Source organism: Afifella sp. IM 167 (genome assembly GCF_020144925.1).
Classification (GTDB): Bacteria; Pseudomonadota; Alphaproteobacteria; order Rhizobiales; family Afifellaceae; genus Afifella.
The window spans coordinates 170892-189144 of the sequence record NZ_NSLC01000009.1; the positions used below are offsets into that span (position 1 = coordinate 170892).

General features: G+C 67.4%; 22 protein-coding genes. 6 read left to right on the forward strand and 16 right to left on the reverse strand.

Features of this window, described 5'->3' with window-relative positions; translation table 11 throughout:
* Nucleotides 1-6 precede the first annotated feature (6 nt).
* The 4 genes from CLD20_RS16650 to lgt all read right to left on the reverse strand — a co-directional run bounded on the left by CLD20_RS16650 (nucleotide 7) and on the right by lgt (nucleotide 3358).
* Nucleotides 7-483, reverse strand: a complete 477-nt coding sequence (locus tag CLD20_RS16650) for a hypothetical protein (protein WP_224407788.1) — start codon at nucleotides 481-483, stop codon at nucleotides 7-9.
* A 94-nt stretch (nucleotides 484-577) separates the two neighbouring features.
* A complete protein-coding gene (gene pgeF, locus CLD20_RS16655) occupies nucleotides 578-1351 on the reverse strand; it encodes a peptidoglycan editing factor PgeF (protein ID WP_224407835.1) in 774 nt (257 codons plus the stop codon).
* Between the two features lie 58 nt (nucleotides 1352-1409).
* Nucleotides 1410-2504 (reverse strand): class I SAM-dependent methyltransferase, encoded by a 1095-nt coding sequence (locus tag CLD20_RS16660; protein WP_224407789.1) that lies wholly within the window; start codon nucleotides 2502-2504, stop codon nucleotides 1410-1412.
* A gap of 2 nt (nucleotides 2505-2506) precedes the next feature.
* The gene (gene lgt, locus CLD20_RS16665; RefSeq protein ID WP_224407790.1) at nucleotides 2507-3358 is read right to left on the reverse strand and encodes a prolipoprotein diacylglyceryl transferase; all 852 of its coding nucleotides are present in this window, start codon (nucleotides 3356-3358) and stop codon (nucleotides 2507-2509) included.
* A gap of 250 nt (nucleotides 3359-3608) precedes the next feature.
* Between lgt and CLD20_RS16670 the strand changes: the two genes are divergently transcribed.
* The 5 genes from CLD20_RS16670 to CLD20_RS16690 all read left to right on the forward strand — a co-directional run bounded on the left by CLD20_RS16670 (nucleotide 3609) and on the right by CLD20_RS16690 (nucleotide 6636).
* Entirely contained in the window at nucleotides 3609-3887 is a 279-nt protein-coding gene (locus tag CLD20_RS16670) for an accessory factor UbiK family protein (RefSeq protein WP_224407791.1), read from the forward strand.
* A 314-nt stretch (nucleotides 3888-4201) separates the two neighbouring features.
* Complete coding sequence (locus CLD20_RS16675; protein WP_224407792.1) at nucleotides 4202-4702, forward strand: YbjN domain-containing protein; 501 nt, start codon at nucleotides 4202-4204, stop codon at nucleotides 4700-4702.
* A gap of 1 nt (nucleotide 4703) precedes the next feature.
* On the forward strand, nucleotides 4704-5525 hold the full coding sequence (proC, locus tag CLD20_RS16680; RefSeq protein WP_224407793.1) for a pyrroline-5-carboxylate reductase: 822 nt from the start codon (nucleotides 4704-4706) through the stop codon (nucleotides 5523-5525).
* An 84-nt stretch (nucleotides 5526-5609) separates the two neighbouring features.
* Nucleotides 5610-6296, forward strand: a complete 687-nt coding sequence (locus CLD20_RS16685) for a TetR family transcriptional regulator (protein ID WP_224407794.1) — start codon at nucleotides 5610-5612, stop codon at nucleotides 6294-6296.
* Nucleotides 6289-6636, forward strand: a complete 348-nt coding sequence (locus CLD20_RS16690; protein WP_224407795.1) for a tRNA-binding protein — start codon at nucleotides 6289-6291, stop codon at nucleotides 6634-6636. Before CLD20_RS16685 ends, CLD20_RS16690 begins: the two co-directional genes overlap by 8 nt.
* 11 nt (nucleotides 6637-6647) lie before the next feature.
* Here CLD20_RS16690 and CLD20_RS16695 read toward each other — a convergent pair whose 3' ends face one another.
* The 3 genes from CLD20_RS16695 to CLD20_RS16705 all read right to left on the reverse strand — a co-directional run bounded on the left by CLD20_RS16695 (nucleotide 6648) and on the right by CLD20_RS16705 (nucleotide 9388).
* Nucleotides 6648-8012, reverse strand: a complete 1365-nt coding sequence (locus tag CLD20_RS16695) for an ATP-binding protein (protein WP_370636926.1) — start codon at nucleotides 8010-8012, stop codon at nucleotides 6648-6650.
* Between the two features lie 105 nt (nucleotides 8013-8117).
* Nucleotides 8118-8834, reverse strand: coding sequence for a response regulator (locus CLD20_RS16700; RefSeq protein ID WP_224407796.1), 717 nt, complete (start codon nucleotides 8832-8834; stop codon nucleotides 8118-8120).
* Nucleotides 8831-9388, reverse strand: a complete 558-nt coding sequence (locus CLD20_RS16705; RefSeq protein WP_224407797.1) for a MarR family winged helix-turn-helix transcriptional regulator — start codon at nucleotides 9386-9388, stop codon at nucleotides 8831-8833. The genes CLD20_RS16700 and CLD20_RS16705 overlap by 4 nt, the downstream gene beginning before the upstream one ends.
* A gap of 159 nt (nucleotides 9389-9547) precedes the next feature.
* Here CLD20_RS16705 and CLD20_RS16710 point away from each other — a divergent pair, with 159 nt between their 5' ends.
* A complete protein-coding gene (locus tag CLD20_RS16710) occupies nucleotides 9548-10456 on the forward strand; it encodes a branched-chain amino acid aminotransferase (protein ID WP_224407798.1) in 909 nt (302 codons plus the stop codon).
* Nucleotides 10457-10506: 50 nt separating this feature from the next.
* On the opposite strand, the gene CLD20_RS20275 is transcribed toward CLD20_RS16710, so the two are convergent.
* The 9 genes from CLD20_RS20275 to CLD20_RS16750 form a co-directional block, all read right to left on the reverse strand.
* Nucleotides 10507-10632, reverse strand: a complete 126-nt coding sequence (locus CLD20_RS20275; protein ID WP_255599947.1) for a hypothetical protein — start codon at nucleotides 10630-10632, stop codon at nucleotides 10507-10509.
* Between the two features lie 213 nt (nucleotides 10633-10845).
* Nucleotides 10846-11325: a molybdenum cofactor biosynthesis protein MoaE gene (locus tag CLD20_RS16715; RefSeq protein ID WP_224407799.1), complete on the reverse strand. Its 480-nt coding sequence runs from the start codon at nucleotides 11323-11325 to the stop codon at nucleotides 10846-10848.
* Between the two features lie 191 nt (nucleotides 11326-11516).
* Complete coding sequence (gene moaD, locus CLD20_RS16720) at nucleotides 11517-11774, reverse strand: molybdopterin converting factor subunit 1 (protein ID WP_224407800.1); 258 nt, start codon at nucleotides 11772-11774, stop codon at nucleotides 11517-11519.
* Nucleotides 11775-11782: 8 nt separating this feature from the next.
* Nucleotides 11783-12382 (reverse strand): CDP-diacylglycerol--glycerol-3-phosphate 3-phosphatidyltransferase, encoded by a 600-nt coding sequence (gene pgsA / locus CLD20_RS16725; protein ID WP_224407837.1) that lies wholly within the window; start codon nucleotides 12380-12382, stop codon nucleotides 11783-11785.
* A gap of 120 nt (nucleotides 12383-12502) precedes the next feature.
* The gene (uvrC, locus tag CLD20_RS16730; protein WP_224407801.1) at nucleotides 12503-14539 is read right to left on the reverse strand and encodes an excinuclease ABC subunit UvrC; all 2037 of its coding nucleotides are present in this window, start codon (nucleotides 14537-14539) and stop codon (nucleotides 12503-12505) included.
* A 75-nt stretch (nucleotides 14540-14614) separates the two neighbouring features.
* Nucleotides 14615-15607 carry a phosphogluconate dehydrogenase (NAD(+)-dependent, decarboxylating) gene (gene gnd / locus CLD20_RS16735; RefSeq protein WP_224407802.1) on the reverse strand — a complete coding sequence of 331 codons (993 nt, stop codon included), beginning with the start codon at nucleotides 15605-15607 and terminating at the stop codon, nucleotides 14615-14617.
* 40 nt (nucleotides 15608-15647) lie between these two features.
* The gene (locus tag CLD20_RS16740; RefSeq protein WP_224407803.1) at nucleotides 15648-16388 is read right to left on the reverse strand and encodes an SDR family oxidoreductase; all 741 of its coding nucleotides are present in this window, start codon (nucleotides 16386-16388) and stop codon (nucleotides 15648-15650) included.
* A gap of 11 nt (nucleotides 16389-16399) precedes the next feature.
* A complete protein-coding gene (locus CLD20_RS16745) occupies nucleotides 16400-17344 on the reverse strand; it encodes a calcium/sodium antiporter (RefSeq protein WP_224407804.1) in 945 nt (314 codons plus the stop codon).
* A gap of 83 nt (nucleotides 17345-17427) precedes the next feature.
* A complete protein-coding gene (locus CLD20_RS16750) occupies nucleotides 17428-18219 on the reverse strand; it encodes a glycosyltransferase family 2 protein (protein ID WP_224407805.1) in 792 nt (263 codons plus the stop codon).
* Between the last annotated feature and the right edge of the window lie 34 nt (nucleotides 18220-18253).

Below are 18253 nucleotides of genomic sequence, written 5' to 3' on the forward strand. Positions count from 1 at the left end.
CGCCGATCAACCGGAAGAAAGCCATGCGGCAAGCTTGTCGAGCGTTTCGGAGGAAAGGCTCGCAAGCGCAGCGTCGTCGACCACGCTCCAGGCGTCGGACGCGCTCGCCCCAACCTTGATCTTTCCGCTGATGCGGTTGAGGCGCTTCAGGTCCGGCGAAAGGACGTCCCAGACATAGACGAGAAGCGTGCCCCCGTCGTCGTCGACGGCCGAGAGGTAGCCCTTGAGCGTATAGCTCGAGCCGCGCTCGCGGAAATCGGCGAGGTTCATGCCGCGCGCGGCCGCGTCGCGCGCCACGATGACGGCGAGCCGGTCGGCGACCTGCTGCGGCGGGCCGGTGAGAGGCGCGAAGGCGATTTTGGTCTCGCCCGCCACCATCCGTGTCGCGCCCGTCCCCGATCCGGCGGGCTTGAGCCCCGGCGTGCAGGCGGCGAGCGTGAGCGCGAGGAAAGCGGCGAGGATGGCGGGAAGGAGGGAACGCATGATGTCAGCTCGTTGGAGAGGGGCGTCTTAGCGGCAGGCCGGCGCAAAATCCACCACGGCCGGCCCGGTTCCTGTCACTCGTCTGGCGCATGGCTCAGGCGAGCGAGATCGCCGACAGGAGCCGGCCGTAATCCGGCTCGCCGCGATGCGTCGCCCGGCGATAGGAGAAGAAGAGCTCTTCCTCGGCATAGGTGCAAAGGTCGAGATTGACGGCCAGCCCGACCCCCGCCGCCTGAAGCCGCGCCACGATGAAAGCCGGCAGATCGAACATGGAATGCCCCTCGCGCTTCGATGGCGCGAAGAAGCGGGCGCTGCCTGGCGCCTCCTTGTCGAAGCGTTCGACGAATTCGGCCCCGACCTCGTAGTTCTTTGCCGAGATCGTCGGGCCGAGGACGGCGGTGATCGCCTCCCGCCTGGCGCCGAGCGCCTCCATGGCGGCGAGCGTCGATTCCAGAACGCCCGTCAGCGCGCCCTTCCAGCCGGCATGGGCGGCGCCGACGACCCGCGCCTGCGGATCGGCGAAGAGGATTGGCCCGCAATCGGCGGTGCCGATCCCGATGACGATGCCGGGCCGGTCGGTCGCCAGCGCGTCGCCGCGCGGTCCCTTGCCGGGCGCCCAGGCCTCGGTCACGGCGAAGCAGTCGGCGCTGTGCACCTGGTGGGGCGTGGCGAGCGCCTCGTCCGGCGCTCCGAGATGCCGGCAGGCGCGGGCGCGGTTCTCCAGCACGGCCTCGCGCCGATCCTCCGAGCCGAGGCCTGTATTGAGGCTGGCGTAGATGCCGTCCGAAACGCCGCCTTCGCGGGTGAAGAAGGCGTGGCGGATGCCGGAGAGCGCCAGCGCCTCGGCCGTGATGGGAACGGGTGCCATGGCGCTGGTAGAGGCCGCGGGCGGCCGCCCGTCAAGGGACGTGTCCCGGCTCATGCGCTCACGATCCTTCATGAAAGGGCGGCGGCTGGAGGCCGGGCGGCGTCACGGCCAGCACCTTGAAGAGCGTGCCCATCTCGTCGGGAGAGGCGAGGCGGATGACGTCGCTGCGCAGCGCCGCCTGCTCCGCCTCGCTGCGGCCGAAGCCGAGCCGTTCGGCGCGTTCGCCAAGGCCGAGGCGCAGAAGAAACTCGCCCTGGCACATCGGCCCGTGCACGGCAGCCCCGCCCGCTTCGGCTGCGTCCGCGAGCGCGGCGAAATCCACATGGGCGGTAAGGTCGACCTCGCCCGGATCCTTGAGGGGGTCGGCGTAACGGTGGTGCGAGACCGCCTGCAGCGTGTCGCCGAAGCCGGTTTCGGCATGGCCGTAATCGACGATGAGCGCCGCCCCGCCATTCCGGGCAATGCGGCTCGAAAGCGCGTCCATCACGGGCAGGGCGGCCGGACGCTCTTCGAAGACGTCGCCATGGGCGGCGCCCTCCGGGGCCCTTTCCGGCCGGCCGGGGCCGAAGCCGAAGGTGAAGTCGCCCGCAGCGTCGAGGCCGATCATCCGCTCCGCCCAGCTGCCGTCCTGGCGGACGAACTGGCGCACGGGCAGGGCGTCGAAGAATTCGTTGGCTATGAGATAGAAAGGTCCGTCCGGCACGCTCGCAAGGCTCTCGTGCCAGTCCTTGGGGCAGGAAAAGGGCGCGAGCGCCGCCTCCTGCGCCTTCCGGAGCGCCGTGCCGGTCTCGACCATGTGGACGCTGACGGCGGCGCTGAAATCCGCATCGAGCTTGGCGACGCGCAAGATGTCGGCCATCAGCGTGCCGCGGCCAGGTCCGAGCTCGACGAGGTTGAGGCGCTTGGGCGAGCCCTGCTGCTGCCAAAGGTCGATCAGCCATGCGCCGACGATCTCGCCGAACATCTGGCTGACCTCGGGCGCGGTGATGAAATCGCCCGCCGCGCCGATCGGCTCGCCGCTGCGATAATAGCCGCGCTCGGGATCGGCGAGGCAATGCGCCATCCAGGCGGCGATGTTCATCGGCCCATTGGTGCGGATGATTGTCTTCAGCGTTCCGGCGAGCCCGCTCTGTGTCTCGTTGACCGCGTCCATCGTCACGCTCCCTGTCCTTCATCCTGTCCTTCATCGCGCCTGCGGTGCGCCAGCGCCCAGAAGACGCCGCCGAGGCCGATCAGAATCATCGGGACGGAAAGAATCATGCCCATGGTCAGGAAGGAAGCGATGAAGCCCAGCTGCGGGTCCGGCTGGCGGAAGAATTCGGCGAAGATGCGGAAGCAGCCGTAAAGGGCGAGGAACGTGCCGCCGGTGAGGCCGGGCATGCGCAGGCTCCGGAAGTGGTGGGTGAGGAGGCGCAGGATGAGGAACATGAGCAGCCCCTCCAGCGCGGCTTCATAGAGCTGGCTCGGATGGCGCGGCAGCGGCCCGCCATTGGGAAAGACCATCGCCCAGGGAACATAGGCGATGCGCCCGTAGAGTTCGCCGTTGATGAAGTTGGCAAGACGCCCGAAGAAAAGGCCGAACGGCACGGCGGCGGCGATGACGTCGAAGAGCGACAAGGCGTTGAAGCCGCGCTTCAGCGAAAAGGCGATCATCGCGACGACGATGCCGGTAAGCCCGCCATGGAACGACATGCCGCCTTCCCACAGGCGCAGGAAAGCCATCGGATCGTCGATATAGTGGCCCGGCTCGTAGAACATCGCATAGCCGAGCCGCCCGCCGAGAATGATGCCGAGCGTGCCCCAAAGGACGAAATCGTCGAGGTCGACGATGCTGATCGGCGCGCTGCCGCCCTGCCAAAGCCGGCCGTTGCGCACCAGCCGGCGCGCATACCACCAGCCGATCAGGATGCCGACGAAATACGCGAGCCCGTACCAGCGGACCTCCACGGGACCGACCGACAGGGCGACCGGGTCGATCTGCGGGAAGGGCAGGACTAGAAGGTTCATGGAGCCTTGGCCGGTGGTTGGAGGAGCTCTTGGCGGGCGGCGGACCCTTGCTCCGGATCGAAGGCAGGGTCAACCGCAGCTTGGTGGCGACTTTGTGGGCGCCGCCCTCCGGCCGCCCGAAGAGGCCTTTGCCGTCCCCGCGACCGAAGCTGCGCTTGCGGGTGCATGGCGCTTGCTTATATCAGGAATCGGAAAAGGGCCGCCGCGCGTCGCCCAGATGACAATCCGCCGGCCACCGGAAGGGACCCCCATGACGCAGACCAACAACCGCCTGATGGACGAATTCGCCAAGCTGATGACGGACGCGGCGGGTGTCGCGCAGGGTGTGCGCCGCGAGGCGGAGACGGCGGTGCGCTCGCAGCTGGAGCGTTTCATGTCGGAGCTCGACATGGTGCAGCGCGAGGAATTCGACATCGTCCGCGACATGGCGCTGAAGGCGCGCGCCGAGAACGAGGCGCTCGAGCAGCGAATCGCGGCGCTCGAGGCGCGCCTTGCCGCCGACGAGGATCGCCCCGTATCGGGCGACTGAGCCCCGCCGCACGCACAGTTTCCCCTTACGAGAGCTGCCGGCGCGTCTCTGCGCCGGCCTTCGCGCGCCGGTTACACGACTGGCCCGTCACGGCTTTTTGGCGCGTTCGGCGAGAGCCGTGGAAAACCGGACACTTGCCTCTCGCCGGCTTTCGCCGCCCCCCTCCTGTTATATATTTGGAATCGAAAGAGATTCGCGGCGTCATGAAAACGACATCCGCGAACCTAACGCTCAGCTCGTAAGGAGTTGCCGATTCTTAACAGGACCAATTCACCGTCACTGCCTAGCAACCCCGAGAGATACGAGGGCTATTCATGAGCCTGCTCGATTTTCCGACCGCAGCTGCAGAAGGCCTCGTCGATCTGGTGGAACAGATCGCCACGAGCCGCGACTGGACCTTCGACCGTTCCGGTGAGGACGAGATCACCGTCTCCCTTACCGGCAGTTTTTGCGACTACAACATTTCCATCTCCTGGATGGGGGAGCTGGAAGCGCTTCATCTTGCGGCCGCCTTCGACTTCCGCGTCACGGACCGGCGCAAGACCGAGGTCATGCGTCTGCTCGCCCTCATCAATGAGCAGCTCTGGATCGGCCATTTCGATCTCTGGCAGGCCGAGGGCGTCATCATGTACCGCAGCGCGCTGCTTCTCTCCGACGGTGCGGAAGTGAATTCCGCGCAGCTGGAAGGCATGGTGAGCGCAGCCGTCGAGGCCTGCGAGCGTTACTATCAGGCGTTCCAGTTCGTCATGTGGGCGGGCAAGTCGCCGGAGGAATCGCTCGCCCAGGTGCTCTTCGAAACGCTCGGCGAGGCGTAGGATGAGCCTCGCTGAAACGGGCGGCCTCGTCCTCGTCGGGGCGGGCCGGATGGGCGGAGCCATGCTGGATGCCTGGCTCGATGCTGGCCTTCCCGGCGAAAAGGTCTCCGTCTTCGATCCGGGCCTGCCCGGCGAGCGGCGCGCCGAGCTTCAAGATCGGGGCGTCGTCTTTGCAGAGAAGGCCACCGATCTTGCCGAGGCGCCCCGCGTCGTCGTGATCGCGGTCAAGCCGCAGCAGATGGACACCGTCCTGCCGGCGCTCGCCGGCCTTGCCGGCTCCGGCACGCTGTTTCTCTCCGTCGCCGCGGGCATCCGCCTCGAGCGGCTCGGCCGGGGGCTCGGGGCTTCCGCGCCCATCGTGCGCGTCATGCCCAATACGCCGAGCCAGGTTGGCGCCGGCATGGCGGTCGCGGTCGGCAATGCGTCCGTGACGGACGAGGATCGCGCCCTTGTCGAGGAGATGATGCTGGCGACCGGCGAAATCGCCTGGGCCGAGGATGAGGGCCTGATGGACGCCGTCACGGCGCTCTCCGGTTCCGGCCCCGCCTATGTCTTCCATCTCGTGGAGGCGATGGCCGCCGCCGGCGAATCGGCCGGCTTGCCGCCGGAGCTTGCCGCCCGGCTTGCCCGCCAGACCGTCATCGGCGGCGGGGCGCTTCTGGCTGCGAGCCAGCTCTCCGCCTCGAAGCTGCGCGAGAACGTCACCTCGCCGGGCGGCACCACGCAGGCCGCATTGGAAGTGCTGATGGGCGAGGGCGGCATGCCCGACCTCTTGCGCCGGGCCGTGGCGGCGGCGAAGAAGCGCTCCGAGGAGCTCGGCTGAGCGCCTGCGGGCGCGGATTCGGCGCCTTGCCGGCTATTGCCGGCCCGAATGCGCACCTATCTATGGGCCCGAAGGAGCACCGTGATGGCCACAGCCAAGACCCGAGAGAAGATCATCGACGCCGCCCTCAAGCTCGCCGCCGAGCGAGACTGGGAGAACGTCGCCCTTGCCGATATCGCCGAGGCGGCCGGCGTTTCGCTGACCCAGTTGCGCGAGGCCTATGACGGGCGCGCCGATATCCTCGCCGACTTCATGCGCCGCACCGACCGCGCCGTGCTGGAAGCGATCGATCCCGACATGGCCGAGGAGAGCATGCGCGAGCGGCTCTTCGACATTCTCTTCTCGCGACTGGAGATCCTGACGCCCCATAAGGCGGCGATCGCAGGTATCGGCCACGCGGCGCGGCGCGATCCGCTCTTTGCCGCCGAGCTCAACCGCCAGCTGGTCAACTCCATGGCCTGGATGCTGAACGCGGCGGGCATCCGCGTCGCCGGTCCCTCGGGGCTGGTGCGGGCGCAGGGCCTTGCGTTCATCTTCGCGCGCGTCATGCGCACCTGGCTGAAGGACGAGGATCCCGGCCTTGCGCGCACCATGGCCGCGCTCGACAAGGAGCTGCGCGGCGGCGAGCGTGCTGTCATCCGTCTCGACCGGCTGGCGAGCTTCCTGCCGGGAAGGCGGCGCGCCCGCTCAAGGCACGACGCGCATCAGGCCCCGCCTCCCGGACGGGAAGAGGGTCCGCGTGCGGCCGGGGTCTATGGCCCCAATGACTGAGACGCCGCAGATTTCCTTCGACGATTTCCTGAAGGTCGACATCCGCGTCGGGCAGGTGGTAGAGGCCGCGCCCTTTCCCGAGGCGCGCAAGCCGGCGATCCGGCTCGTCATCGATTTCGGCGAAAAGATCGGCACGAAGACATCCTCCGCCCAGATCACCCGGCATTACCAGCCGGAAGAGCTCGTCGGCCGGCGGGTGCTCGCCGTCGTCAACTTCCCGCCCCGCCAGATCGGCCCGATGATGTCGGAGGTGCTGACGCTCGGCGTCCCGGACGAGGCGGGGGAGGTGGTGCTCCTGCGCCCGGATCTCGACGTCCCGATCGGCGGACGGCTGTTCTAGAAAGCTGCTGGCTACGCCGGGATCGTCACGATCGCCCTCAGCCCGCCGAGCGGGCTGTCGGCGAGCGCGATGTCGCCGCCATGGCTGCGAGCGATGTCGCGGGCGATGGCGAGACCGAGGCCCGTGCCGGCGACATCGACGTTGCGCGCATCGTCCAGCCGGTAGAAGGGGCGGAAGACCGCCTCCTTGTCCTCGTCGCGGATGCCCGGGCCGTCATCGTCGATGGTGATCTCCAGGATCCCACTGTGGTGCACGGCTCTCATCTCCACCCGGTCGGCGTATTTGGCGGCGTTGGTGAGAAGGTTCGACAGGCACCGCATGAGCGCAGTCGGCCGCACCCGGATCTCCGGCTCCCCGGAAAAGCTGAGCAGGACCTCGTCGCCATTGCGGCGCGTGTTCTCCGCTAGCGCTTCCAGCAGAGAGGGCAGGTCGACTTCCTCCGTCTCCTCGCCGGTGTCGCCGCGCGCGAAGGCGAGATAATCCTCCAGCATCAGGCTCATTTCGGCGATGTCGGTGCGCATCGCCCGCGTCTCCTCGCTGTCGGGCAAAAGTTCGAGCTCCAGGCGGAAGCGCGTCAGGATGGTTCTGAGATCGTGCGAGACGCCCGACAGCATCGTCGTGCGCTGCTCGATCTGCCGCTCGATGCGCTCGCGCATGTCGAGGAAGGCCTGGCTGGCCTGGCGCACCTCGCGCGCCCCGCGCGGCCGGAAGTTGTCCACCGGACGGCCCTTGCCGAAACTGTCGGCGGCATTGGCGAGCGCCACGATCGGCCGGATCTGGTTCCTGAGGAACAGGAGCGCGATGGCCAGAAGGATGAGCGCGCTGCCGACCATCCAGACGAGGAAGATATGCGAGTTGGAGGCATAGGCCCGCCGGCGCGGGGCGAAGACGCGCAGCGTGCCGTCATCGAGCTTGATGCGGATTTCGACAAGGTCCGAATTGCCCACCGTGTCGATCCAGAACGGCCGGCGGATCTGGGTGGTGATCTTTTCCGACAGCGTGCGGTCGAGCAGCGAGAAGAACGGCTTCGGCGCCGGCGGGGGCAGGGGCCCCGCGGGCAAGATCGACACTGTCAGCCCGAAAGTGTCGGCCGAAAGTCGCGTCACGTCCTGAAAATTCGGCTCGTGCGGGTAGCGCTCGATGACGGCGATGATCGCCGCGATGTCGGAAACGAGCGCGGCCGACAGGCGCTCGGTGACGAGCGCCCAGTGCCGCTCCATGAAGACGTAGGCGACGATCGCCTGCAGGATGACGATCGGCGTGACGACGATCAGGATGGAGCGTGCGAAGAGGCCCTTCGGCATGCGCCGCATCAGCTGATCGCTGAGCCCGAAGAGCGGCCGGATGCGCTTCAGCCGCCGGCGGAGGCGTCGCATCTGCGGGCTGGAGACGAAGCCGCGCAGCTCGCCGCCCCGCCTGCGGAGCGATGAAACGGCGCCATTCGCCCACTTTGGGAGCTTCGGCTCCGCCATTCGGATCCGTCAGTCGACCAGGAGCCGGTAGCCGATGCCTCTGACGGTCTGCAGGTGCACGGGATTGGAGGGATCGGCTTCGATCTTGCGCCTCAGCCGGTTGACCTGCACGTCCACGGTCCGCTCCCCGCTGGCATCGGAGGCCGAGAGAAGCTCGTGGCGCGGCACCGTCTCGCCCGGCCGGCGGGCGAAGGCTGTCAGCATCTCGCGCTCGCGGTCGGTGAGGCGCACGGGATCGACGCCGCGCTTCAGTTCGGCGCGCTCCAGCTGGAAGGTGAAGGGCCCGAAGCGCACGAATTCCATCTCGCGCACCGGCGGCGGCGAGCCCCGCTTCAGGATGTTGCTGATCCGAAGCAGCAGCTCGCGCGGCTCGAACGGCTTGGCGAGATAATCGTCCGCGCCGATCTCCAGGCCGCGGACGCGCGATTCGGCCTCCGAGCGCGCCGTCAGCATCAGGATCGGCACGTCGTCGGTCTTTCTGAGACTCGCGACGAGCTCCATGCCGTTCTCGCCCGGCATCATGACGTCGACGACGAGGAGGTCGAAGGACATGCCGGCCAGATGGCGCCGCGCTTCCGCGGCGGAAGAAGCGACGGTGACGCGATAGCCGCCGGTCTTCAGGAAGCGCGACAGGAGCGAGCGGATACGGCTGTCGTCGTCGATGACGAGCAGGTGCGGAGCATCGTCCGGCAGGCTCGCCGGTCCGATCTCGGCGGCAAGGTTCATGGCCTCGGCCTTTCGTTTTCGTAGACCCGCCCGGCGACGTCCTCCCGCTCGGTCTCGTTGACCATGGCGAGGAGGAAGCCGGCGACCTGCCGGCGCGCCTCCAGGCTGAGCCCGGCCAGTGCGTCATTGATCCGGCGAGATTGTGGCTCGCGCAGGCGGGCGGCGAGTTCGCCCCCCTGGGCGGTGGTGAAGAGGAGCCGCTCGCGCCGGTCGAGCGCGCCGGGCTGCTGCTCCACGAAGCCGCTGTCGATCAGCTGCTTGAGGACGCGGCCGAGGCTCTGCTTGGTGATCTTCAGGATCTCCAGGAGGTCGGCGACGCGCATGCCCGGATGCCGGTCGACGAAATGCAGCACCCGGTGGTGCGCCCGGCCGAAGCCGAAATCGGCGAGGATCGCGTCCGGATCGGAAATGAAGTCGCGATAGGCGAAGAAGAGCAGCTCGATGATATCGTCGGCCTCGCTGCCGCTCGCGGGTACGGGCTCGGCGTCTTGCGCCTGCGCCCGCTCCCGTGCTGCGGTGACGCGGCCACGCGGATGGGAAATTATGTCAGCCATATTGACATATTTTTCGGCGATAGTTACGCAAGCTGGTCGGTTCGGGTATGGGTCTCAGTGCGAGGCTTGAGGCTCGCGACACAAGCGCTCCGTTGCCGCCCAAGACCTTACAAGATGCTCGGCCGAAAGCAATCGCAGCGCAACGGGCAGGAGATGAACATGGCAGGCGTTCCCTTCGACAAGATGACAGGCAAGATCTGGTTCAACGGCGAATTCGTCGATTGGGCCGAGGCGAAGGTGCACGTACTGACCCACGGCCTGCACTACGGCAGCTCGGTCTTCGAGGGCGAGCGGGCTTATGGCGGTGTCATCTTCAAGAGCCGGGCGCATACCGAGCGCCTGCACGAATCGGCGCGGGTCCTTGATTTCAAGCTTCCCTATTCGGTCGACGAGATCGAGGAGGCCAAGCGCGAGCTTCTGAAGATCAACGGCTTCAGCGACGCCTACCTGCGTCCGGTCGCATGGCGCGGCAGCGAGATGATGGGCGTCTCGGCCCAGAAGAACCGCATCAATGTGGCCATCGCAGCCTGGCAGTGGCCTTCCTATTTCGATCCGGAGGAGCGGCTGAAGGGCATCCGCCTCGACATCGCCGCCTATCGCCGGCCCGATCCGGCGACCGCACCGGTGAAGTCGAAGGCGGCCGGGCTCTACATGATCTGCACCATCTCCAAGCATGCGGCCGAGGCCAAGGGCTACGCCGATGCGATGATGCTGGATTGGCAGGGCCGGGTGGCGGAATGCACGGGCGCCAACATCTTCTTCGTCAAGGACGGCGTCATCCACACGCCGATCGCCGACTGCTTCCTGGATGGCATCACCCGGCGCACGGCGATCGACCTCGCCCGCGCCCGCGGCTACGAAGTGGTCGAGCGGCGCATCATGCCGGAGGAGATGGAGGGCTTTTCGGAGTGCTTCATCACCGGCACGGCGGCGGAAGTGACCCCGGTCTCCGAGATCGGGCCCTACCGTTTCACGCCGGGCGAGATCTGCGAGACGATGTTCAAGGATTATCTCATCGCCGTCATGCCGGCGAGCGAGGCGCCGGAGAAGATGGCCGCTTCCGGCTGAACCCGCGCTTCACGTCGAGAAAATAGGGAAGGGCGCTTCGGCGCCCTTTTTCATTTCCGCCGGTGCTTCGCCGGGGTCGCTTCCCGCTCGTGCCTTGTGAGGTAGAGAGCCCCACCCGCCAGTATCAAAGCCGCTGCGGGCATCATCAGGAGCGCGATGTAGCTCATGATCGTCATGGCTTCATCCCTTTGAGAACTAGCCTTCCTGAATAATTTAGTGCCCCCGCCACGGCGAAGCAAACGAAGCTGATGACGAGGACCGGCGCGCTAGAACCTCCTGCCTCGCTTTTATACAGCTCGGAAACAATCGGAGCGAGACCGCCGCCGCGAAGGTCGCGATGGAAAGGCCGTTGATCCAGGTCGCCGTCAGCTTGATCTGCTCGTTCCCGATCATTCCGAGCTCTCCCCGTTCTCCCACCTCTCCGCCGCCGCGTCGTCGCTCTCCTTCGCTTCGACCCAGCCACCTTCGGTGCCGTCGATGCGCTCTTCCTTCTTCCAGAAGGGCGCCCGGGTCTTCAGATAATCCATCAGGAAGGAAGCGGCCTCGAAGGCGGCCTGCCGGTGGCGCGCTGCGGCGACGACGAGCACGATCTTTTCGCCCGGCAGGATGCGCCCGTGCCGGTGGATGGCGGTGATGCCGGAAAGCTCCCAGCGCCTTGCGGCCTCCTCGGCGATGCGGGTGATTTCGGCCTCCGCCATGCCGGGATAGTGCTCCAGCGTCAGCGCCTTCAGCGTTCCGCCCTCGTCGCGGCACCAGCCGGTGAAGGCGACGCTCGCGCCGACATCCCTGCGCCCTTCGGTGAGGAGGGCGGTTTCCGATTCGGTGTCAAAGACTTCGGCCTGGATGCGGATTCGGATTGTCGGCGACATGAATCGATGTCTTAGCGCCTGCGGCCAGCTCCCGCCACAGCCGACCGTTTCGGCTCGGCCGCCCGTCATCCGAGGCTAGAGGGCGGCTCGGCCGCCCGTCATGGGGGGGCCCTCAGAGCGGCCCCGGCCGCTCGTCATGGAAGAGCGAAGCGCGGCTTTAGCCGCCTGTCATGGGAGGCCAAAGGGCGGCTTCAGCCGCCCGTCATCGGGGGAAAGAACGCGATCTCCCGCGCCCCTTCGATCGGCGCGTCGTGCTCCACATGCTCGTGGTCGCGGGCGGTGCGGATCACCTCCGGGACCTCGAAGGCCGCCGCATAGCCTTCGTCGCGCCTCGCGAGCCAGGCGATCAGCTCGCCGATGGTCGTCACCCCGGCAGGCGGCTCGACGGTTTCTTCGGCGGTGCCGACACGCTCGCGCACCCAGGCGAAATAGCGAAGGTCGAGGCTCATGGGGCGGCTCACTCGGCGACGAGGTGCTTCAGGCCGGCGCGGAAATAGTCGTAGCCCGTATAGAGCGTGACGATCGCCGCGACCCAGAAGAAGGCAAGGCCGGTGTTGATGATGAAGCCGCTCTTGGCGCCCTGCAGGGCGGGGGCGATGAGCAGCGCGGCGATGGCGACGAGCTGCAGCGTCGTCTTCCATTTGGCGAGCTTCGTCACCGGCACGCTGACCCTGAGATCGGCGAGGAACTCCCGCAGCCCCGAGACCAGCATCTCGCGCATCAGGATGATGATGCCCGCCCAGATCGACCAGCCGGCCAGCATCCCGTCGGCGACGAGGATGAGGATCGAGACCGCGACGAGAAGCTTGTCGGCGATCGGATCGAGCATGCGCCCGAGCGCCGATTGCTGCTCCCAGATGCGGGCCAGATAGCCGTCGAAATAGTCGGTGATGGAGGCAATGACGAAGATCGTGAAGGCGATCCACGGTCCGGCATTGCCCGGGATGAAAAAGGTCGCGCCAACGAGCGGAGCCGCAGCGATGCGCCCGAAGGTCAGCATGTTCGGTATCGTCAGCGCCTGAAGTTGGGGGCTTCGCGCCGCCTCGTGCGCTTCCATGCTCATGCCTCAGCTTGATCCGTGGGGGTGAGATAAGTCAACTCTCAGCGTAGCAAACCCGCGTGACGCTGGGATCAAGTTCCGGCGCCGCCCTGTTCCGCGCGAGAGCGGCCTTTCGCCTCAGCCAGCATGCTCGTGGAAATGGTCGTAGATCGCCTCCGCCATCTGCTCGGAGATGCCTTCGACATCCATCAGGTCGTCGATGCCGGCCCGGCTGACCGCCTTGGCGGTACCGAAATGGCGCAGGAGCGCGCGCTTGCGCGAGGGGCCGATGCCGTCGATCTCGTCCAGCGGGTTGGCGGCCATCGCCTTCTTGCGCCGCACCCGGTGCGAGCCGATGGCGAAACGATGCGCCTCGTCGCGCAGCCTTTCGATGAAATAAAGGACCGCGTCGCGGTGCGGCAGCATGAAGGGCGGCCGCCCCGGCATGTGAAAGCTTTCCCGGCCGGCCTCGCGGTCGCGCCCCTTGGCGATGGAGACGATCGGCTGGTCGGCTATGCCGAGCTCTTCCAGCACCGCCATGGCGGCCGTCAGCTGGCCCTTGCCGCCGTCGATGACGACGAGGTCGGGCCAGGCGGGCAGGGTGTCGGACGGGCCGCCGTCCTCCGCGTTTTCATCGCCGCCCTCGCGGACAGGGCGCGGCCCGGCCTCCTTGACGAGGCGCGAGAAGCGGCGCGTCAGCACCTCGCGCATCATGCCGAAATCGTCTCCCGGCGTGATGTCTTCGGAGCGGATGTTGAACTTGCGGTAATGCGGCTTGGAAAAACCCTCCGGGCCGGCAACGATCATGCCGCCGACGGCGTTGCTGCCCATGATGTGGCTGTTGTCGTAGACCTCGATGCGCTGGGGCGGCCGCTCCAGCCCGAAAGCCTCGGCAAGCGCCGCCAGGAGGCGCGTCTGGCTGGAGGTCTCGGCGAGCTTTCGCCCGAGCGCTTCGCGCGCATTGGTGAGGGCGTGCTCCACGAGCTCGTGCTTCTCGCCCCTGTGCGGCACGTGGACGGCGACCTTGCGCCCGGCGCGCTCCGACAGAGCTTCGGCGAGCAGCCCGCGCTCCTCGAATTCCTCCGAGACGAGGACGAGCTTCGGCACCGGCTTGTCGTCGTAGAACTGCGCCAGGAAGGCCGAAAGCACCTCCGCCGGCTCCATGCTCTTGTCGGCCTTCGGGAAATAGGCGCGGTTGCCCCAGTTCTGCCCGGTGCGGAAGAAGAAGACCTGCACGCAGGCCATGCCGCCTTCCTGGTGGATGGCGAAGACGTCGGCTTCCTCCACCGACTGCGGATTGACGCCCTGATGCGACTGGATGTGGGAAAGTGCCGCCAGCCTGTCGCGGTAGACGGCCGCCTGCTCGAAGTCGAAGCTGGACGAGGCCCGCTCCATCTCCTGGGCGAGTTCGGCGCGCACGGACTTGCTCTTGCCGGAAAGGAAGGCTTCGGCCTCCTCCACCAGTTTGCCGTAGGCGGCAAGGTCGATCTCGCCAGTGCACGGCGCCGAGCAGCGCTTGATCTGGTAGAGCAGGCACGGGCGCGTGCGGCTGTCGTAGACGGAATCGGAGCAGGAGCGGATGAGGAACGCCTTCTGCAGGGCGTTGATCGTCCGCCCGACGGCGCCGGCCGAGGCGAAGGGACCGAAATACTCGCCCTTTCGCTTGCGCGCACCGCGGTGCTTCAGGATCATCGGCGCCTCGTGGTCGCGCGTGATCAGGATGTAGGGAAACGACTTGTCGTCCCGCAGAAGCACGTTGAAGCGCGGGCGCAGGCGCTTGATGAGATTGGCTTCCAGCAGCAGCGCCTCGGTCTCCGTGCGGGTGCGCACGAAATCCATCGTCGCCGTTGCCCGGATCATCCGCGCGATGCGGTTGTTCTGGCCGCCGAGCCGCGTGTAGGAGACGACGCGCTTCTTCAGGCTGCGGGCCTTGCCGACATAGAGCACCTGGCCGTCGCCATTGATCATCCGGTAGACGCCGGGCGCGTTCGGCAGCGTCTTCACTGCGGCCGAGATCACCTCCGCGCCGGGCTCGGTCGGCGGGAGCTCCTCGAAGGTGATGCCCGAAAGGGGCGGGGCAGCCGGGCGCGGCGCTTCGCCTTCCGCCTCGCCGGAGGTCTCCGCCGTCTCCGGCAGCAGACCCGCCTCGTCGCTTTCGCTGATTCCGTCGTTCATGATCGTGTCGAAGATAGGCGCTCGCGGCCGCTTGCGCACCCTTCCGCGCAAGCTTCCCTCAACGGGTAGGGCGCCTCAGCGCCCGCCGTCCGCCTTGCCGCCGCCCTCGATATGGCCGCCGAACTCCGAGCGCAGGGCCGAGAGGAGCTTTTCGCCGAAGGTGCTTTCGCGGCGCGAGCGGTAGCGCGCAAAAAGGGCCGCGGCGATCGTCGCGGCCGAAACCTCCTCCTCGATCGCCGCTTCGAGCGTCCAGCGGGCCTCGCCCGAATCGGCGACATGCCCCCGGAACGCTTCCAGCGAAGCGTCCTTGGCGAGCGCCGATGCGGCGAGGTCGAGAAGCCAGGAGCGGATGACGGAGCCGCGCCGCCACACTTCGGAGATGTCGGCGCAGTCGAGTTCGTAGCGCTCGGCTTCCGCCCGCGCGGCGGAATCGGCGTTGCGCAGGATGTCGAAACCCTCCGCATAGGCCTGCATCAGGCCATATTCGATGCCGTTGTGGATCATCTTGACGAAATGGCCGGAGCCCGACGGTCCGCAATGCATGTAGCCCTGGGCGGGACGGGGGTCGCGGCCGTTGCGCCCGGCCGTCTCCGGAAGGCCGGCAAGGCCCGGCGCCAGCGTCGCGAAGATCGGGTCGAGCCTTTCGACCTCCGGCTTCGGCCCGCCGATCATCAGGCAGAAGCCTTCGTGCTCGCCCCAGACGCCGCCGGATACGCCGATATCGAGGAAGGCGATGCCGTGCTCGCCGAGCATGGCGGTGCGCTCGATGTCTTCCTTGTAGTAGGAATTGCCGCCGTCGATGACGCAGTCGCCCTTTTCCAGAATCCCGGCGAGGGCGGCGATCGTCGAGGAAGTCGGCTCGCCATGCGGCAGCATCACCCAGACATTGCGGGGGGCGGCAAGGTTTGAAAGGTCTTCCAGGCTGGCCAGCGGCTGCGCCCCCTGCGCGGCGAGCTCCTCGATCCTTTCGGCATTGCGGTCGTAGACGTGGAGCGTGTGGCCGGCGGCCATCAGGCGTTTGGCAAGGCCTGTGCCCATCCGCCCGATGCCGATCATCGCAAGGTCCATGTGGCTCTCCTTTGAGGTTGTCCTGCGGCCGCCGATTGGCTCAGCCGCGCACCAGGTGCTGGCCGCTGTCGAGGGCGATGAGCTGGCCCGTCACCGAACCCGCCTGCCAAAGATAGCGGATGGTGCGGCCGAAATCGGCAAGGTCGACGGACCGTTTCAGCAGCGTGCCCTCGACCTCTTCCTGAAATCCGTCTTCGCCCTCATGCGAATTCGGCAAAGTGGGGCCGGGGCCGATGGCGTTGACGCGGATCCGCGGGGCGAGGGCCTGCGCCAGCGTCTGCGTCGCCGTCCACAGCGCCGATTTCGACAGCGTGTAGGAGATCATCTCGCCGCTGGGATGCAGCACGCGCTGGTCGATGACGTTGACGATCAGCCCTTCGCCTTGCGCGGCACGTGCACCGGCGAAATGCCGGGCGAGGAAGAGCGGTGCGCGCAGGTTCACCGCGAACTGCTTTTCCCAGGTCTGCGGATCGAGCGTCTCCGGCGTATCGGCGAGGAAGACGGCGGCATTGTTGACGAGAAGGCTGACCGGCCCGAGCGCCTCGCGTGCCTGCCCGAGAAGGCCTTCCACTTCGGCGAGTTCGCCAAGGTCGGCGACGACGACGGCGGCCTCGCCGCCATCGGCACGGATTTCCTGCGCCAGGGCGTCGGCTTCCTGCCGCGAGGCGCGGCAATGGATCGCCACTCGCCAGCCATGCGCGGCAAGATCCTTTGAGATGGCGCGCCCGATCCGCTTTGCCCCGCCCGTGATCAGCGCCGTCCGAGGGCTCTCCGGTGCCATCCTTGTCTCTCTCAGATCGAAGGCAGCGCGACGGTGCCCCAGATGAGGCCGCCATAGATGAGGACGAGGGCGAAGCCGGCGAGGCGCCCGATGGGCAGGCGCAGGCCGAGGAAGGGAATCAGCACCAGCGCGGCGGCGAGCATCGCCCAGAGCTCGTAGTGCAGGAAGTCCGGCGGCACGGTGAGAGGCACGGCGGTCGCCGTCAGGCCCAGAATGAAGAGGATGTTGAAGACGTTGGAGCCGATGGCGTTGCCGAGCGTCATGGCGCTCTGGCCGCGCCATGCCGACATCAGCCCGGCGGCGAGCTCCGGCAGGGAGGTGCCCACGGCGACGATGGTGACGCCGATCACCGTCTCCGAAAGGCCGAGCAGCTGGGCCATCTGGATGGCGTTGTCGACGACGAGCTTGGCCGCGAAGGGCAGGGCGAGGATGCCGCCGATGGAGAAGACGATGGCGAGCGGCACCGAAAGGCTCACTTCGGGGATGTCGAGCGCCTCGCGGTCCCGCCGTGCCCGCCGCGTCGCCTGGAACTGCATGACGAAGAACATCAGGAAGAAGAAGAGCAGGACGAGCCCGTCGAGGCGCGTCAGCCGGCCGTCGAGGCACTGCACGATGAACAGCACCGTCGCCGCCAGCATGACGGCGAAGTTCCGCTTCGCCCCGGTGGCTTGCACTGAGGTGGCGCAGATCAGCGAGGGCAGGCCGAGGACGAGGAGGATGTTGGCGATGTTGGAGCCGACGACGTTGCCGATGGCGATGCCGCCGGAGCCGGCAAGGCCCGCCTGCAGCGACACGACGAGCTCCGGCGCGGACGTGCCGAAGGCGACGACGGTGAGGCCGATGACCAGCGGTGGTACATGCAGGCGCTCGGCGAGCGCCACGCAGCCGCGCACCAGAATGTCGGCTGCGATCATCAGGAGCACGAGCCCGACGATCAGGAAGAAAAAACTTAGCATCGGCAGGGGTAATCCGTTAGCGGCGGCACGCCCGGCATATAGGCTGTGCCGGGCCGGTCAACAGCCCCGTCCGTTGCCGGCCTTCACTCTTTTTCCGCCGCGCCGGCCGGCGCGCCCTTCAGCCTGGCGTCGAGGAGCGTGCGGATGCGCCGGCGCTTGGCCGCCGCCACCTCATGGGCGTAGCGCGCGCCCACCAGCCCGCCCGTCCAGTGGCGCCGCGCCAGGAAGAATTTGGCGAATTGCATCGGATACTCGGTCGTGAGCCGCAGGCCGAGCACCAGCGGCGAGCGGCGCTGCGCCTTCTCGATCGTCTGCAGGTCCGAATAGCCGGAGAGCTTCCTGCCGATATGGTCGAAGGAGCGGAAGGAATGGTGCCAGACGACGCCGTCCAGCGTCGCGCTCGGCGCCCCGCCATCCATCACCCGGTCGTCCGTGAGGCTCGGCGAATAGCGGCCCGCTCGCCGGTCGTAGAGGCGCACGGGGGCGACATAATCGGCCCAGAAGCGCGGCTGGCTCTGGCCCGGATAGACCGTGACGATGCGCATCCGGTAGAATCGCAGCGGCGGCTCGCCGTTCTCGAACAGCGCGCTGATCGCGGCCACGAGCTGCGGCTGCGCCACCTCGTCGGCGTCGAGGTTCAGCACCCAGTCGTGCCGGCAGGCCTCCTCCGCGAAGCGCTTCTGCGGCCCGAAGCCTTCGAAGTCGTGATGGATGACGCGCGCCCCGAGCCGCTCGGCGAGCTCCTGCGTGCCGTCGTTCGAGCCGCCGTCGACCACGACGATATCGTCGGAAAGGCCGCGCACGGCCGCCAGCGTGGCGCCGATGCGGTCGGCCTCGTTGCGGGTGATGATGAAGATGGAGATCGGGATGGGCACGGTCGGGCTTATAGACGAGGTCGGCTGTGTGAGA

What these genes read in the sequence shown, in the direction of transcription:
- gnd (WP_224407802.1), bottom strand. Translation starts at nt 15,607, where the DNA reads ATGGACCTTGCGATGATCGGCATCGGGCGGATGGGCACAGGCCTTGCC.
- pgeF (WP_224407835.1), bottom strand. Translation starts at nt 1,351, where the DNA reads ATGGCACCCGTTCCCATCACGGCCGAGGCGCTGGCGCTCTCCGGCATC.
- CLD20_RS16660 (WP_224407789.1), bottom strand. Translation starts at nt 2,504, where the DNA reads ATGGACGCGGTCAACGAGACACAGAGCGGGCTCGCCGGAACGCTGAAG.
- moaD (WP_224407800.1), bottom strand. Translation starts at nt 11,774, where the DNA reads ATGAGCCTCGACCTTCGCTATTTCGCCTGGGTGCGCGAGCGTGTCGGC.
- CLD20_RS16685 (WP_224407794.1), top strand. Translation starts at nt 5,610, where the DNA reads ATGGCCACAGCCAAGACCCGAGAGAAGATCATCGACGCCGCCCTCAAG.
- CLD20_RS16715 (WP_224407799.1), bottom strand. Translation starts at nt 11,325, where the DNA reads ATGTCGCCGACAATCCGAATCCGCATCCAGGCCGAAGTCTTTGACACC.
- CLD20_RS16670 (WP_224407791.1), top strand. Translation starts at nt 3,609, where the DNA reads ATGACGCAGACCAACAACCGCCTGATGGACGAATTCGCCAAGCTGATG.
- CLD20_RS16745 (WP_224407804.1), bottom strand. Translation starts at nt 17,344, where the DNA reads ATGCTAAGTTTTTTCTTCCTGATCGTCGGGCTCGTGCTCCTGATGATC.
- CLD20_RS16650 (WP_224407788.1), bottom strand. Translation starts at nt 483, where the DNA reads ATGCGTTCCCTCCTTCCCGCCATCCTCGCCGCTTTCCTCGCGCTCACG.
- CLD20_RS16695 (WP_370636926.1), bottom strand. Translation starts at nt 8,012, where the DNA reads ATGCGACGCCTCCGCCGGCGGCTGAAGCGCATCCGGCCGCTCTTCGGG.
- CLD20_RS16690 (WP_224407795.1), top strand. Translation starts at nt 6,289, where the DNA reads ATGACTGAGACGCCGCAGATTTCCTTCGACGATTTCCTGAAGGTCGAC.
- CLD20_RS16710 (WP_224407798.1), top strand. Translation starts at nt 9,548, where the DNA reads ATGGCAGGCGTTCCCTTCGACAAGATGACAGGCAAGATCTGGTTCAAC.
- proC (WP_224407793.1), top strand. Translation starts at nt 4,704, where the DNA reads ATGAGCCTCGCTGAAACGGGCGGCCTCGTCCTCGTCGGGGCGGGCCGG.
- CLD20_RS16675 (WP_224407792.1), top strand. Translation starts at nt 4,202, where the DNA reads ATGAGCCTGCTCGATTTTCCGACCGCAGCTGCAGAAGGCCTCGTCGAT.
- CLD20_RS16705 (WP_224407797.1), bottom strand. Translation starts at nt 9,388, where the DNA reads ATGGCTGACATAATTTCCCATCCGCGTGGCCGCGTCACCGCAGCACGG.
- lgt (WP_224407790.1), bottom strand. Translation starts at nt 3,358, where the DNA reads ATGAACCTTCTAGTCCTGCCCTTCCCGCAGATCGACCCGGTCGCCCTG.
- CLD20_RS16700 (WP_224407796.1), bottom strand. Translation starts at nt 8,834, where the DNA reads ATGAACCTTGCCGCCGAGATCGGACCGGCGAGCCTGCCGGACGATGCT.
- CLD20_RS16740 (WP_224407803.1), bottom strand. Translation starts at nt 16,388, where the DNA reads ATGGCACCGGAGAGCCCTCGGACGGCGCTGATCACGGGCGGGGCAAAG.
- uvrC (WP_224407801.1), bottom strand. Translation starts at nt 14,539, where the DNA reads ATGAACGACGGAATCAGCGAAAGCGACGAGGCGGGTCTGCTGCCGGAG.
- pgsA (WP_224407837.1), bottom strand. Translation starts at nt 12,382, where the DNA reads ATGGAAGCGCACGAGGCGGCGCGAAGCCCCCAACTTCAGGCGCTGACG.
- CLD20_RS20275 (WP_255599947.1), bottom strand. Translation starts at nt 10,632, where the DNA reads ATGACGATCATGAGCTACATCGCGCTCCTGATGATGCCCGCAGCGGCT.